Source organism: Mycolicibacterium wolinskyi, from assembly GCF_002101965.1.
In the GTDB taxonomy this organism is placed as follows: domain Bacteria; phylum Actinomycetota; class Actinomycetes; order Mycobacteriales; family Mycobacteriaceae; genus Mycobacterium; species Mycobacterium wolinskyi.
Window position 1 is genome coordinate 472,058 of the sequence record NZ_LQQA01000015.1, and the last position, 13,866, is coordinate 485,923.

Below are 13,866 nucleotides of genomic sequence, written 5' to 3' on the forward strand. Positions count from 1 at the left end.
GGGTGGGGAGAGGTGGTCATTATCTCGGCAGCCGCCGGGCGTCGAGGGCGCCGAACAGGCCGTCGGCTTTGTTCCAGCCGTCGGCGAGGCGCTCGGCGTGCTCGCGGCGGCCGGCCGCGAGCGCGTCGGAAATCTCGCGGGTGGCGTGGGCGTGCAGGTGCGCGCGGTAGCGCGCGTAGTCGGCCGCCGAATCCTTGCTGACCATGAACGGCCAGTCGCTGGAAACGGTCAGCAGTGTTTCGCGCAGGATCTGGTCGGCGACGCGGTCACGCGGGGTGGGCGACCCGATCGCGGCGTGCTGCGTCAGGGCTTTGTCGACGGTGCTGAGCGCGCTGTCGACGACTTCGTTGTTGAGTTGCACGAGATCGCTCACCGGCTCGCCGTTCCAGACCTGCCAGTCTTTGCCCGAACCCCATGAGCTGGGCGGCAATTCGACTGGGGCGCCAACGAATCCGTCATCGATGGCATCCGACAGCGTGCCGACCCGCACCCCGGCCTCGGGCAGCGCTCGCAGCACGCGCTCCAGCCAGACCGGGCCCTCGTACCACCAATGGCCGAACAGCTCGGTGTCGAATGCGGCGACCACGTGGGCGGGCCTTCCGATCCGTTCGCTTTCCGCCGTGAGCCGCCTGCGCACGACCTCGACGAAATCGGCGACGTGGTCGTCGACGGCGCGGTCGGCGCGTTGCGGGTCGTAGGGTGCCTTCTCCTCGGAGGGCACATTGCGTCCCGTGACACGTGCGGGTTTGAGCCCCGTCGTGTGGTCGTAGGTGTGGAAATCACGGTAGGCGGCATGGCCCGGATACCCCGACTTCGGTGACCACACGCGATAGCTGACCTGCAGGTCACGGCCGAACGCGATGACATCGGAATCACCGACCGGGCGCCCAAGCGCCGTATCGCCGTGCAGTGACGGACCGTCCACCATGAAATGGCCGACACCCGCTGCGGTATAACCGGTTTCCATGCCCGGCGCATACGCACACTCGGGCGCCCAGATGCCCGTGGGGGTGTGCGCGAAACGCTGCCGGGCGTCGGCCAGCCCCTCTCGCAGTGCGAACTCACGAAGCCGCGGATTGAGCAGCGGCTGGAACGGGTGAGACAACGGGCCGCCGAGGAGTTCGATGGTCTCGGCGTCGATGAGCTCGCGCAGCAGCGGGCTGGCGCCGTGCCGCCAGCGGCCGGTGAAATCCTCGAGTGCGGAACCGGCCTCGTCGTATTCGCGAGCGCCGAACTCCCGCAACGCTTTCGGGTCGCGCAGCGTGGTGGCCTCGAGTGCCCGCAGCTGCCAGTTGGCCAGCCAGTGATGCATGCCGGTCAGGCAGTACGGGTCGTCGAGCTGTGCGGTCACGACCGGCGTCATGCCCAGCGTGATCAAGTGCCTGCGATTCTCGGCGGCCAGCGTGCGCAACACCCGCAGCAGCGGCAGGTAGGCCGCCGCCCATGACTGGTAGAGCCATTCTTCCCCGACCGGCCAGCGGCCGTGATGGGCCAGCCACGGCAGATGCGTGTGTAGTACGAGCGTGAATAATCCGGGGACCGGATCGGGGTTCGACGGCTCGGTCACGGGCGCACCGCGATCGCGACGAGGTCGAGACTGTCGTCGATGTTCCGCTCACCGGCGGGCGTGAGGTCGAAGTCGTCGGTACGCACCGCGGCGACGTCGGCGAGCAGCTGGTCGGGCCACGGCGCATCGGCCACCGCGCGCTGCACCTGTGCCTCGATGATCGAACCGCCGTGGCGCTCGTCCATCACGGTCAGGCCGGCACCGTGAAAGACACCGAGCATCGATTCGAGCGTGAACCCGGCCGTCACCAGCAGTTCGGTCAGCTCGGCGGCGTTGAGTTCGCGCGTGTGGAACGGGTTGAGCGGCGTGTCGCGGCCGGGGGAGAAGGTGATGCGGTTGGGCGTTGAGACCAGGAACACGCCGCCCGGCCGAAGCACGCGGTAGCACTCGGCAACGAATTGCGCTTGGTCCCAAAGGTGTTCGATGACCTGGAAGTTCACCACCACGTCGACCGAGTTGTCGGCGAGCGGCAGCTCGGCGAGGTTTCCGTGGCGGATGTCGACCCGCGGATAGCGGGCCCGGACATGGGCGACCGTTGCCTCGTCGTAGTCGAGACCGATGACATTTCGGGCCACATCGGCGATCAGGTCGGCCCCGTATCCCTCGCCGCATCCCGCTTCCAGGACATCCCGGTCGATGCAGCGGTCAGCCAGCCGTTGGTAGACCACTTCGTGACGACGGAACCAGTAGTTCTCCTCGGCCAGGCCGGGGATGGTTCGCTCGCCGGTCAGGGGTAGGGCGTTCCCCGGGTCGCCCACGAATGCGCTCATTGGAAGGCAGGCTAACCCAGGCTTACCCAAGGTGAAGGTGTTGGTGGCGGATCCACCAACACTTGCCCGTTGTGGCGGTGTGATAGGGGCGCCCGGAATACGAACTTCGACCAGCTATGGTGTTCCTGCGAACCACCAAAAGTTACCGACGGGTAACATGGTGCTAGTAGCTTAGAACGTGATATGGGCCGGTTACCGGCCTCATCGAGGAGGACGAACCAGAGTCATGACGAACATCGTGGTCCTGATCAAACAGGTCCCAGACACTTGGTCGGAGCGCAAGCTTTCCGACGGCGATTTCACCCTCGACCGTGAGGCTGCGGACGCCGTGCTCGACGAGATCAACGAACGTGCCGTTGAAGAGGCACTGTTGATCAAGGAGCGTGAGGGCGGCGACAGCACCGTGACCGTGCTGACCGCCGGTCCGGAGCGTGCCACCGAGGCGATCCGTAAGGCCCTGTCGATGGGTGCCGACAAGGCGGTGCACCTCAAGGACGACGGCCTGCACGGTTCCGATGTCATCCAGACCGCATGGGCGCTGGCCCGCGCGCTGGGCACCATCGAGGGCACCGAGCTGGTCATCGCCGGTAACGAGGCCACCGACGGTGTCGGCGGCGCGGTTCCCGCGGTCATCGCCGAGTACCTGGGCCTGCCCCAGCTCACGCACGTGCGCAAGTTGAACGTCGAGGGCGGCAAGGTCACCGCCGAGCGCGAGACCGACGAGGGTGTGTTCACCCTCGAGGCGTCGCTGCCGGCCGTGGTCAGCGTCAACGAGAAGATCAACGAGCCCCGCTTCCCGTCCTTCAAGGGCATCATGGCCGCCAAGAAGAAGGAAGTCACCGTGCTCACGCTTGCTGAGATCGGCGTGGAGGCCGACGAGGTCGGCGTCGCCAACGCCGGGTCGAAGGTGCTGTCCTCGACCCCGAAGCCGCCCAAGACGGCTGGCGAGAAGGTGACCGACGAAGGCGACGGCGGCACCAAGATCGCCGACTACCTGGTCGCTCAAAAGCTCATCTAGCCCATTCACGAGACGCGAAAGACATAACGAGAACCCATGGCTGAAGTACTTGTGCTCGTCGAGCACGCCGATGGCGCACTGAAAAAGGTCAGCGCCGAACTGCTTACCGCCGCCCGGGTGCTGGGTGAGCCTGCCGCTGTTGTGGTGGGCAAGCCGGGCTCGGCGGCGTCCCTCACCGACGGACTGAAGGCCGCCGGCGCGGCCAAGATCTACGTCGCCGAGTCCGATGACGTCGAGAACTACCTGATCACTCCCGTGGTGGACGTGCTGGCCGGGCTGGCCGAGTCGGCCGCGCCTGCCGGCGTGCTGATCGCCGCCAGCGCGGACGGCAAGGAGATCGCCGGGCGTCTGGCCGCCCGCATCGGTTCGGGCCTGCTGGTCGACGTCGTCGAGGTCAAGGAGGGTGCGGTGGGTGTCCACAGCATCTTCGGTGGCGCGTTCACCGTCGAGGCGCAGGTCACCAGCGACACCCCGGTGATCACCGTGCGTCCGGGCTCGGTTGAGGCCGTCCCGGCCGACGGGGCCGGTGAGGTCGTCAACGTCGAGGTCCCGGCCCAGGCCGAGACGGCGACCAAGATCACCAAGCGCGAGCCCGCCGTGGCCGGCGACCGCCCGGAGCTCACCGAGGCCACGGTCGTGGTCGCCGGTGGCCGCGGTGTCGGCAGCGCCGACAACTTCTCGGTCGTCGAGGAGCTGGCCGACTCGCTCGGTGGTGCCGTCGGTGCCTCGCGCGCCGCGGTTGACTCGGGCTACTACCCGGGCCAGTTCCAGGTCGGCCAGACCGGCAAGACCGTCTCGCCGCAGCTGTACATCGCGTTGGGTATCTCCGGTGCGATCCAGCACCGCGCCGGTATGCAGACGTCGAAGACGATCATCGCGGTGAACAAGGACGAAGAGGCGCCGATCTTCGAGATCGCCGACCTCGGCATCGTCGGTGACCTGTTCAAGGTCACCCCGCAGCTGACCGAGGCCGTCAAGGCTCGCAAGGGCTGACGCGTCACAGCAGTTCGACAAGACCCCGGTGCACCTGGTGCGCCGGGGTTTTGCGTTGTGGCCAACCCTTGGTTTTCGTCGGAAACTACGGACTTTCCGGGGTTCGGCACTCCACCCTCGAGTGCGAGTGTGGTTTCAGGCAACAAACACACCGAGGAAGGCATCCGCACATGAAGATCACAGTTTTCGGCGCTACCGGTCAGATCGGTTCGAAGGTGGTGGAGCTGCTCACCGAGTCCGGCTATGACGTCGTCGCCGCATCGCGGCAATCGGGGGCCGATGTCCTGACCGGTGACGGGCTCAAGGAAGCGCTCGACGGGGCCGAGGTAATCGTCGACGTGGTCAATTCGCCGTCGTTCGCCGACGACCCGGTGATGGACTTCTTCACGACGTCGACCCGCAACCTCGTCGAGGCGGCCAAGGCCACCGGGGTCGGACACTATGTGGCGCTGTCCATCGTGAACGCCGACGAACTGCCCGCGAGCGGCTATATGCGCGCCAAGGTTGCCCAGGAGAAGGCCATCGTCGCCTCGGGGCTGCCCTACACGATCGTGCGGGCCACGCAGTTCCATGAATTCGCCGAAGCGATCACGGGATCGCTCGTCGTCGGCGACGAGGTGCGGGTTCCCGACGCGCGGATCCAGCTCATCGCCGCACCCGAGGTCGCTGCCGAGGTGGCCAGGGCCGCACAGACCGCTGCGATCAACGGCGTGGTGAACATCGGTGGGCCGGAGAAGCTTTCGTTCGCCGAGATGGCTCAGACGGTCCTGGAAAAGCAGGGCGACGACAAGCCCGTCGTCGTGGACCCGAACGCCACCTATTTCGGCACGTCCGTCGACGACAACAGCCTCGTCACCGGTGACGACGGCAAGCTTGCCGGCATTCGCTTCGCGGACTGGATCGCCGCGCGGTGACATGGAGCTCGGCGAGGTAGTCCGCGCGCGCCGGTCGATCCGGAGATTTCTCCCGGACCGGCCGGTGCCGCGCGAGCTGGTCGAGGAGGCGCTCGCGCTCGCGATGCGGGCGCCGTCCAACTCCAATGTGCAGCCTTGGCGGGTGTTCTTCGCGGCAGGGGCTCGGCGGGACCGCCTGGTCAAGGCGCTGTCGGCCGAGGTGCGGGCACGGCGCCCGCAGTCGCTGGGGTTGCCTGCCAGTTTCAACCACCTGCGTGCGGAGCTTGGCGCGCTCGTCTATGGGTCGATGGGTATCGCGCGTGCCGACGCCGCCGCACGCTGGCAGGCACAGCTACGAAACTGGGAATTCTTCGGGGCTCCACTGGCCGGGGCGGTGTGCATGCACCGCGATCTGGGCCCTGCCGACGCGATCGGCGTCGGCATGTTCCTCCAGACGTTTCTGTTGGCGCTGACCGAGCGCGGTATCGGCAGCTGCGTGCAGGTCTCGATTGCGATGTGCCCTGACGTGCTGCACGACGTACTGGAGATTCCCGACGAGTTGACCGTGCTGTGCGGGGTGTCGATCGGCTATCCCGACCCGGACTTCGCCACCAACCACCTCGACATCCCCCGAAATCTGGTTGAGGCGAACGTGGTGTTCCACGACAACTGAGGGTGACGAACCTCACACCGAACAATTCGTCACCTGCCGCTCACAGACACGTCACGCGCGCGATGCCGTCCAGAGACCCGGCTGGGCGACCGTGCTGGCTATGAGCGCTGCATCCGTACTCATCGCCGCTGATCATGCCGACGGCGCGGCGCCCGACGCGCCGCGCTACACCTTGCTGCTGTCCACCGACACCGAGCTCATCGAGGCAGCCCAGCGGCTGCGCCACGACGTCTTCACGTCCGAGCCCGGATTCGCCCTCAGCGGGGCGGTCGACGGCCGGGACGCCGATCGGTTCGACGAGCACTGCGATCACCTGCTGGTGCGCGAAGACAGGACCGGTGAGCTGGTGGGCTGCTACCGCATGTTGCCACCGCCGGGTGCCATCGCCGCAGGCGGTCTGTACACGGCCACCGAGTTCGACGTCCGCGGGCTCGATGCGCTGCGCCCGTCGTTGGTCGAGATGGGCCGCGCGGTCGTACGTGCCGATCACCGAAACGGCGGTGTCGTGCTGTTGATGTGGGCGGGCATCCTGGCCTACCTGGACCGCTCCGGATACGACTATGTGACGGGCTGCGTTTCGGTTCCGGTCGCAGGCAACGCGGACGGACCGCCCGGCACCCAGATCCGCGGGGTTCGTGACTTCGTCCGGCGCAGGCACGCCGCACCGGACGAGTACACGGTGTACCCCTATCGGCCGGTGGTGCTGGACGGAAAGGGGCTCGACGACATCGACCCGCCGTCCCGGACGACGGTGCCCCCACTGATGCGCGGATACCTTCGGCTCGGTGCCCAGGTGTGCGGGGAACCGGCCCACGACCCGGACTTCGGCGTTGGCGACTTCCCGGCCCTGCTGGACAAGCGCAAGGCCGACGTCCGCTACCTCAAGCGCCTGCGTTCGGTCTCGGCGGCAGCCGACATGGCCGACGGCATGACCGGGGAATCGCGATGACCACCGCCGGGTGCGAACACTCGTGGCTGCCCAGGGCCTCGTGTGACGCGAGTTGCGTGCACGCAGGCAGCGCGGACGCCGGCCGCCGGCCGGTGGTGTGGGTCCGTACGACGGTCCGGGTCGCGATGGCGATCCTGCTGGCGCCCGGCGTGCCGCTGCTTGCGGTGCCGATGCCGGGCCGTTCCCACATCCAGCGGTTCTACTGCCGGCTGATGCTGCGCTGCTTCGGCGTGCGAATCTCGGTGTCGGGCGGGCCCATTCGCAATCTTCAAGGCGTGCTCGTGGTCAGCGGGCACGTGTCGTGGCTGGACATCTTCACGATCGGTGCCGTGCTGCCCGGCTCGTTCGTCGCACGCGCCGACCTGGTCGAGTGGCCAGCGGTGGGCCGCCTCGCCCGCATCATGAAGGTGATCCCGATCGACCGCGGCAGCCTGCGCCGGCTGCCCGCCGTGGTGCACACGGTGGCCGAACGCCTGCGGGCCGGCCACACCGTGGTCGCCTTCCCCGAGGGCACCACGTGGTGCGGGCTCGCCTACGGACCGTTCCGGCCGGCGATGTTCCAGGCCGCGATCGACGCCGCCCGCCCGGTGCAGCCGCTGCGACTGAACTATCGGCACCGCGACGGCAGGCCGTCGACCACGCCGGCGTTCGTCGGTGAGGACACCTTGCTTCAATCGATCAAACGCGTCATCACCGCACGTCGCACCGTGTGTCACATCCATGTGGGGTCGCTGCAGCTGCCCGGTGACGACCGGCGGGCACTGGCGGCGCGTTGTGAGGCGGCGGTGCGCAGCGAGCAGTTGCTGCCCAGCGCCCCGGCGCACGTGTTGGCGGCCTGACCCGGCGATCGGGGACGGCCGCAAAACGGCGGCTATTCTGGAGAGGTTATGACCTCTACCTCGACCGCGTCCTCTGGCCGGCAGGTCTACCTCGATCATGCCGCGACGACGCCGATGCACCCAGCCGCCATCGAGGCGATGACGGCTGTCCTGGCGAGCGTCGGCAACGCCTCGTCGCTGCACGGATCGGGCCGGTTGGCCCGCCGCAGGATGGAGGAAGCGCGCGAGGCCCTGGCGCAGCTTCTCGGTGCCCGGCCGTCGGAGGTGATCTTCACCGCAGGCGGTACCGAGAGCGACAACCTCGCGGTCAAGGGCATCTACTGGGCGCGGCGTGACGCCGAACCGGCGCGGCGCCGGATCGTCACGACGTCGGTCGAGCATCACGCCGTGCTCGACGCCGTCCAGTGGCTCGTCGACCACGAGGATGCGGAGGTGACGTGGCTGCCCGTCGATGCCGAAGGAGCCGTCTCGCCTGCCGCCCTGCGTGAGGCGCTTGCCGGTGACGATGTCGCCCTGGTCTCGATCATGTGGGCCAACAACGAGGTCGGCACCATCATGCCCATCGCCGAACTCGCGGCCGTCGCCGCTGAATTCGACGTTCCGATGCACAGCGACGCGATCCAGGCGGTCGGGCAGATCCCGGTTGACTTCGCCGCAAGCGGGCTTGCGGCGATGAGTATCGCCGCGCACAAGTTCGGCGGCCCGATGGGCGTCGGTGCGTTGTTGCTGCGCCGTGACACCGCATGTGTGCCGCTGCTGCACGGTGGTGGCCAGGAACGTGACGTGCGTTCGGGCACACCGGATGTGGCCGGTGCGGTGGCGATGGCCACGGCGGCCAAAGTCGCGATCGCGGGCCTTGCCGACAACAGTGCCCGCATCCAGGCTTTGCGCGATCGCCTGATCGAGGGCGTGTTGTCGACCATCGACGACGCCTACCTCAACGGTGCCCGTGGCGCCGACCGGCTGCCGGGCAACACACACTTCACTTTCCGTGGCTGCGAAGGGGATTCGCTGCTGATGCTGCTCGACGCGAAGGGTGTCGAGTGCTCGACCGGCTCGGCCTGCACCGCCGGGGTGGCGCAGCCGTCGCACGTGCTGATCGCCATGGGCGCCGATGCGGCAAATGCCCGCGGGTCGCTGCGACTGTCGTTGGGGCACACCACTACCGACGCCGACGTCGAGGCCGCGCTGGAAGTGCTGCCCGCGGCGGTCGAGCGGGCCAGGCAGGCGGCGCTCGCGAGTGCGGGAACGGTGAGCTGATGCGGGTTTTGGTCGCGATGAGCGGCGGGGTCGATTCGTCGGTGGCCGCCGCCCGGATGGTCGACGCCGGCCATGAGGTGGTCGGCGTGCACTTGGCGCTGTCGTCGGCGCCCGGCACGCTGCGCACCGGGTCACGAGGCTGCTGCTCGAAGGAGGATGCGGGTGATGCCCGCCGCGTCGCCGACATCCTCGAAATCCCCTTCTATGTCTGGGATTTCGCCGACCGTTTCAAGGACGACGTGATCGACGACTTCATCGAGTCCTATGCGCGCGGTGAGACCCCGAACCCGTGCGTGCGGTGCAACGAGAAGATCAAGTTCTCCGCGCTGGCGGCCAGGGCGCTCGCGCTGGGCTTCGACGCCGTCGCCACCGGACACTACGCACGGCTCTCGGAGGGTCGGCTGCGCCGGGCCGTCGACGCCGACAAGGACCAGTCCTATGTGCTCGGCGTCCTGACCGCCGAGCAGCTGCGGCACGCGCTGTTCCCGATCGGCGACACCCCCAAGCCGCAGATCCGGGCCGAGGCTGCCCGCCGCGGCCTGGCCGTTGCGGAGAAGCCCGACAGTCACGACATCTGCTTCATCCCGTCCGGCGACACCCAGGCGTTCCTCGGCGCGCGAATCGGCGTCCGCCGCGGCTCGGTTGTCGACACGAGTGGGACGGTGCTCGCCGAGCACGACGGTGTCCACGGTTTCACGATCGGCCAGCGCAAGGGTCTCGGAATCGCCGGGCCGGGCGCCGACGGCAGGCCCCGCTATGTCACATCGATCGACGCGGAGAGCGGCACGGTGCGCGTGGGATCCGTCGAGGACCTCGAGGTGCGGGAGCTCGTCGGCGACAAGCCCGTTTTCACCAGCGGGACGCCGTTCACCGGCCCGGTCGAAGGCCAGATCCAGGTGCGCGCGCACGGCGGTATCACCGATGCCGTGGCCGAACTGCGGGACGGCCGGCTCGTGGTCAGCCTGCGCGTGCCGCTGCGCGGTGTGGCGCCCGGGCAGACCATGGTGCTCTACCGGCCGGACCCGGCCGGTGACGAGGTCATCGCCAGCGCGACCATCGCGCGGTGAGCGCGTGAGCATTTTCGCGGCAGCGACCGGAGTCGGGTCCTGGCCGGGCACCACGGCTCGGCAAGCGGCCGAAGTCGTTGTCGGAGAGTTGCATACGCTGTCACATCTGGTGGAGCTTCCGGCTCGCGGGCTCGGCGCGGATCTGATCGGCCGAGCCGGAGCCCTGCTGGTCGACATCGGCATCGACACCGTGCCGCGCGGCTACCGCATCGCGTCGGGCCGCAGCACTGCGCTGCGCCGCGCGGTCAGTCTGCTCGGCGAGGACATCGACGCGTTGGAAGAGGCGTGGGAGCGGGCGGGGCTGCGGGGTAGCGGACGCGCGGTCAAGGTGCAGGCGCCCGGCCCGATCACCCTCGCCGCCCAATTGGAGCTGAGCGGGGGACATCGCGCCATCACCGACCGTGGCGCGTTGCGCGATCTGGCGGCCTCGCTGGCGGAGGGGGTCGCCCTGCACCGGGCCGAGGTGGCCCGCCGGCTCGATACACCGGTCGTGGTGCAGTTCGACGAACCCTCGCTGCCCGCCGCGCTGCAGGGCAGGCTGACCGGCGTCACCAGCCTGACACCGGTGCATCCGGTCGACGAGCCGCTGGCCATGAGCCTGCTCGACGCGTGCGTCGCCGCGGCGGGAGCAGACGTCGCATTGCACAGCTGTGCGGCCGAGCTGCCATGGAAAGCGTTGCTGCGCAGCAGCATTCACGCCATATCCGTCGAGGTGTCGACGCTGGCACCCGGCGATCTCGACGGCGTCGGCGAATTCGTGGACTCGGGCCGCACGGTGTTGCTTGGTGTCGTGCCGGGCAGCGCACCCGAACGTAAGCCGTCGTCGGAGGAGGTCGCGAAGGCAGCGGTGGCGCTGACGGACCGCCTCGGGTTCTCCCGCGCCGTGCTGCGCGACCGGATCGGCATCACGCCGGCATGCGGACTGGCAGGCGCCACCCCGCAGTGGGCACGCACGGCGATCGAGCTCGCGCAGAAGGCCGCTGACGCATTCGCCGAGGATCCCGACGCGATCTGATCCAGAAGCAACCGAAAGGTTGCGCTTCGCGCGGTTCGGTCTTACGCTGAGAAGCAACTGAAAGGTTGCATATGAGTACTGATCGTATCGAGAAGGAAGTCCTGCTGCGTGCGCCCCTGGATCGCGTGTGGCGGGCCATCAGCGACGCCGATGAGTTCGGGCGGTGGTTCGGAGTCCGCTTCGACGGCCCGTTCGTCGCGGGCACATCGGTCACCGGGGTGATCACTCCCACCGAGGTGGACGAGGAGGTCGCCGCCATGCAGGAGCCCTACACCGGCCAGGCCGACACCTGGCAGATCGTCGCCGTCGAGGCACCGCACCGGCTCGCGTTCCGCTGGCATCCCTATGCCGTCGACCAGGATTCCGACTATTCGGCCGAGCCCACCACACTCGTCGAGTTCAGCCTGTCCGAGGCCGCCGACGGGGTGTTGCTGCGCATCGTCGAATCGGGATTTGACGCAATTCCGGCCGAACGCCGGGCCTCTGCCTTCGAAGCCAACAGCGACGGTTGGGCACACCAGACCGAACTGGTGCGCAAGTATCTGGCATTGCACGAGTCGGTGTGACCGCCGTCGACGAACACGCGCCACTCTTTGACGCGCTGGGCGATCCCAACCGATTGCGGATCGTCACCCGACTCTGCGACGGCGGCCCATGCTCGACCGCGCAACTGACCGAGGTCATCGCCGTCTCACGGCAGGCCGCGACCAAGCACCTGCTGTTGATGGAGGCAGTCGGTCTGGTGAGCAGCCATCGTCAAGGCAGAGAACGGATCTGGGAGATCCGGCCCGAACCACTCGCCGAGGCCAGCGACTACCTGACCGCACTGTCCCGCCGCTGGGACCGCGCGATCGACCGGTTGCGTGCCTACGTCGAGGACTAGCGGGGCGCTGTTTGGGTGCGTGCGCGTTTGCGTGCGTGTTGTGAGTGCCCGTTTGTCACGCTGGCGTGGCTGTGGGCGTCGGCCGTCACTCTGGCGTGACATTGGCGGGCGGGCCTTCTCGTGTGCGGGCGTGTTTGTCACGCTAGCGTGGCTGTGGGGTTGGGCCGTCGCTCTGGTGTGACATTGGCGGGTGGGCCGTCTCGTGTGCTGGTGTGTTTGTCACGCTAGCGTGGCTGTGGGCGTCGGCTGTCACTCTGGCGTGACAATCGCGGGCACACCCAGGCAATCGCGGACAGGCAATCGCGGGCCGGCCGCGTTGGACGCTCACCCGGCCATGAACCAGAGCCCCCGCGAAACTACTTGCCGCGCAATTGCCGACGGAGGATCTTGCCCGCCGCCGATTTCGGCACGGCATCGATGAACTCGACTTGCCGCACCTTCTTGTACGGGGCGACCTGGTCGGCGACGAACGCGATCACTTCGTCGCCGGTCAGGTCGGCGTCAGGTTGTTTGACCACAAAGGCTTTCGGCACTTCCTCGCCGGATTCGCTGTCGTGCACGCCGATGACGGCGGCATCGGCGATGCGCGGATGGGTCAGCAGAACCGCTTCGAGTTCGGCGGGCGGCACCTGATAGCCCTTGTACTTGATGAGCTCTTTGAGCCGGTCGACGATGTAGACGCAGCCGGTGGCATCGACTTTGGCGAGATCGCCGGTGTGCAGAAAACCGTCGGCATCGATGGTTTGGCGGGTCGCCTCTTCATTGCCGAGGTAACCGGCCATCACGTTGGGGCCCTTGAACCACAGTTCGCCGGTCTCGCTCAAACCTTCTGCCGGAACGCCGATCTCGGCACCGGTATCCGGATCGACGAGCTTGCTCTCGGCATTGGGCACGGTCCATCCGCATGAGTCGAGTGGTGCCACCGTGCCGATCGTGGCGAGTCCGCCGTCGTGCGGGGTGATGTGGCTGACGGGGCTGAGCTCGCTCATGCCGTAGCCCTGTACGACGTTGCACCCCAATCGTTTTGCCACGGCGTGGCCGAGTTCGGCGTCGAGCGATGCCGCACCTGACATGATGCCCCGCAGGGACGAGAGATCGTACGAGTCGACGAGCGGATGCTTGGCCAATGCGACGGCCACCGGGGGAGCGATGTAGGCGTACGTGCACTTGTGGCCGGCGATGTTGCCGAGGAATTCGGCGAGATCGAACGACGGCATGATGATCAGCCGGGCCCGCGCATGCAGTGCGGCGTTGAGCAGCACGGTCATCCCGTAGATGTGGAAGAACGGCAGCACGGCCAGCAGGCGGTCGTCGGCCTGCATGCCCTGCAGCGGCCGGATCTGGGCCACGTTGGCGGTCAGGTTTCCGTGAGTGAGCATGACGCCCTTGGGATTTGCCGTCGTGCCCGAGCTGTAGGGCAGCACGGCCAGATGTGTCGCCGGGTCGAAACTCACGTCGGGCGCGCGATGTCCGTCGGGCAGGCCCGCGCCGTCGAGGACCACCACCTGGTCCCCGCTCAGACCGGCTCCGCTCGCACCTTCGACGGCCTGCGGCAGCAGCGCGTTGACCGTGATGAGCATTTTCGCCTTGGCATCGGTCAGCTGCTTGGCGATGTCCTTGGCGGTGAACAAGGCGTTCACCGTGGTCGCGGTGGCGCCCGAGCGCAGGATGCCGTGGAAGGCGATCGCGAACGCCGAGCTGTTCGGTGACAGCAGGGCGACCACGTCACCGGGTCCGATGCCGCGCGCCGCGAGCGCACCGGCGAACGCATCGATGCGCTTCACCAGCTCGCCGTACGTGGTCTCGGCGCCGGTCCTGGCGTCGACGAGGGCGATCCGGTCGGCGTCGGCCGCGGTGAGGTCGGCGAATAGATATTCGTAGACGCTCACCGTGGGGATCTGGACATCGGGAAAGGGGCTGGCGAAACTCAAGGGTGCCT

14 protein-coding genes are annotated in these 13,866 nt (G+C 67.9%); 11 read left to right on the plus strand and 3 right to left on the minus strand.

Annotated elements, in window-relative coordinates; translation table 11 throughout:
- Window positions 1-19 precede the first annotated feature (19 nt).
- Entirely contained in the window at window positions 20-1,567 is a 1,548-nt protein-coding gene (locus tag AWC31_RS16660) for a 1,4-alpha-glucan branching protein domain-containing protein (RefSeq protein WP_085145219.1), read from the minus strand.
- Window positions 1,564-2,337: a class I SAM-dependent methyltransferase gene (locus AWC31_RS16665; protein ID WP_085145220.1), complete on the minus strand. Its 774-nt coding sequence runs from the start codon at window positions 2,335-2,337 to the stop codon at window positions 1,564-1,566. Before AWC31_RS16665 ends, AWC31_RS16660 begins: the two co-directional genes overlap by 4 nt.
- 226 nt (window positions 2,338-2,563) lie before the next feature.
- Here AWC31_RS16665 and AWC31_RS16670 point away from each other — a divergent pair, with 226 nt between their 5' ends.
- The 11 genes from AWC31_RS16670 to AWC31_RS16720 all read left to right on the plus strand — a co-directional run bounded on the left by AWC31_RS16670 (window position 2,564) and on the right by AWC31_RS16720 (window position 11,927).
- Window positions 2,564-3,355, plus strand: coding sequence for an electron transfer flavoprotein subunit beta/FixA family protein (locus AWC31_RS16670; RefSeq protein ID WP_085145221.1), 792 nt, complete (start codon window positions 2,564-2,566; stop codon window positions 3,353-3,355).
- A gap of 36 nt (window positions 3,356-3,391) precedes the next feature.
- Window positions 3,392-4,348 (plus strand): electron transfer flavoprotein subunit alpha/FixB family protein, encoded by a 957-nt coding sequence (locus tag AWC31_RS16675; protein WP_085145222.1) that lies wholly within the window; start codon window positions 3,392-3,394, stop codon window positions 4,346-4,348.
- Between the two features lie 170 nt (window positions 4,349-4,518).
- Window positions 4,519-5,262: an SDR family oxidoreductase gene (locus tag AWC31_RS16680; RefSeq protein ID WP_085145223.1), complete on the plus strand. Its 744-nt coding sequence runs from the start codon at window positions 4,519-4,521 to the stop codon at window positions 5,260-5,262.
- A 1-nt stretch (window position 5,263) separates the two neighbouring features.
- Window positions 5,264-5,914, plus strand: a complete 651-nt coding sequence (locus AWC31_RS16685; RefSeq protein WP_085145224.1) for a nitroreductase — start codon at window positions 5,264-5,266, stop codon at window positions 5,912-5,914.
- Between the two features lie 100 nt (window positions 5,915-6,014).
- Complete coding sequence (locus tag AWC31_RS16690; protein ID WP_085145225.1) at window positions 6,015-6,863, plus strand: GNAT family N-acetyltransferase; 849 nt, start codon at window positions 6,015-6,017, stop codon at window positions 6,861-6,863.
- Window positions 6,860-7,702, plus strand: coding sequence for a lysophospholipid acyltransferase family protein (locus AWC31_RS16695; RefSeq protein WP_085145226.1), 843 nt, complete (start codon window positions 6,860-6,862; stop codon window positions 7,700-7,702). Before AWC31_RS16690 ends, AWC31_RS16695 begins: the two co-directional genes overlap by 4 nt.
- 48 nt (window positions 7,703-7,750) lie before the next feature.
- Window positions 7,751-8,962: a cysteine desulfurase family protein gene (locus AWC31_RS16700; RefSeq protein ID WP_085145227.1), complete on the plus strand. Its 1,212-nt coding sequence runs from the start codon at window positions 7,751-7,753 to the stop codon at window positions 8,960-8,962.
- Window positions 8,962-10,029, plus strand: coding sequence for a tRNA 2-thiouridine(34) synthase MnmA (mnmA, locus tag AWC31_RS16705; RefSeq protein ID WP_085145228.1), 1,068 nt, complete (start codon window positions 8,962-8,964; stop codon window positions 10,027-10,029). Before AWC31_RS16700 ends, mnmA begins: the two co-directional genes overlap by 1 nt.
- Window positions 10,030-10,033: 4 nt before the next feature.
- Window positions 10,034-11,044 (plus strand): uroporphyrinogen decarboxylase/cobalamine-independent methonine synthase family protein, encoded by a 1,011-nt coding sequence (locus tag AWC31_RS16710; RefSeq protein ID WP_085145229.1) that lies wholly within the window; start codon window positions 10,034-10,036, stop codon window positions 11,042-11,044.
- Window positions 11,045-11,115: 71 nt separating this feature from the next.
- The gene (locus AWC31_RS16715) at window positions 11,116-11,610 is read left to right on the plus strand and encodes an SRPBCC family protein (RefSeq protein WP_085145230.1); all 495 of its coding nucleotides are present in this window, start codon (window positions 11,116-11,118) and stop codon (window positions 11,608-11,610) included.
- On the plus strand, window positions 11,607-11,927 hold the full coding sequence (locus tag AWC31_RS16720; protein ID WP_085145231.1) for an ArsR/SmtB family transcription factor: 321 nt from the start codon (window positions 11,607-11,609) through the stop codon (window positions 11,925-11,927). The genes AWC31_RS16715 and AWC31_RS16720 overlap by 4 nt, the downstream gene beginning before the upstream one ends.
- 356 nt (window positions 11,928-12,283) lie before the next feature.
- On the opposite strand, the gene AWC31_RS16725 is transcribed toward AWC31_RS16720, so the two are convergent.
- The gene (locus tag AWC31_RS16725; protein WP_085145232.1) at window positions 12,284-13,858 is read right to left on the minus strand and encodes a 4-coumarate--CoA ligase family protein; all 1,575 of its coding nucleotides are present in this window, start codon (window positions 13,856-13,858) and stop codon (window positions 12,284-12,286) included.
- Window positions 13,859-13,866: the final 8 nt, after the last annotated feature.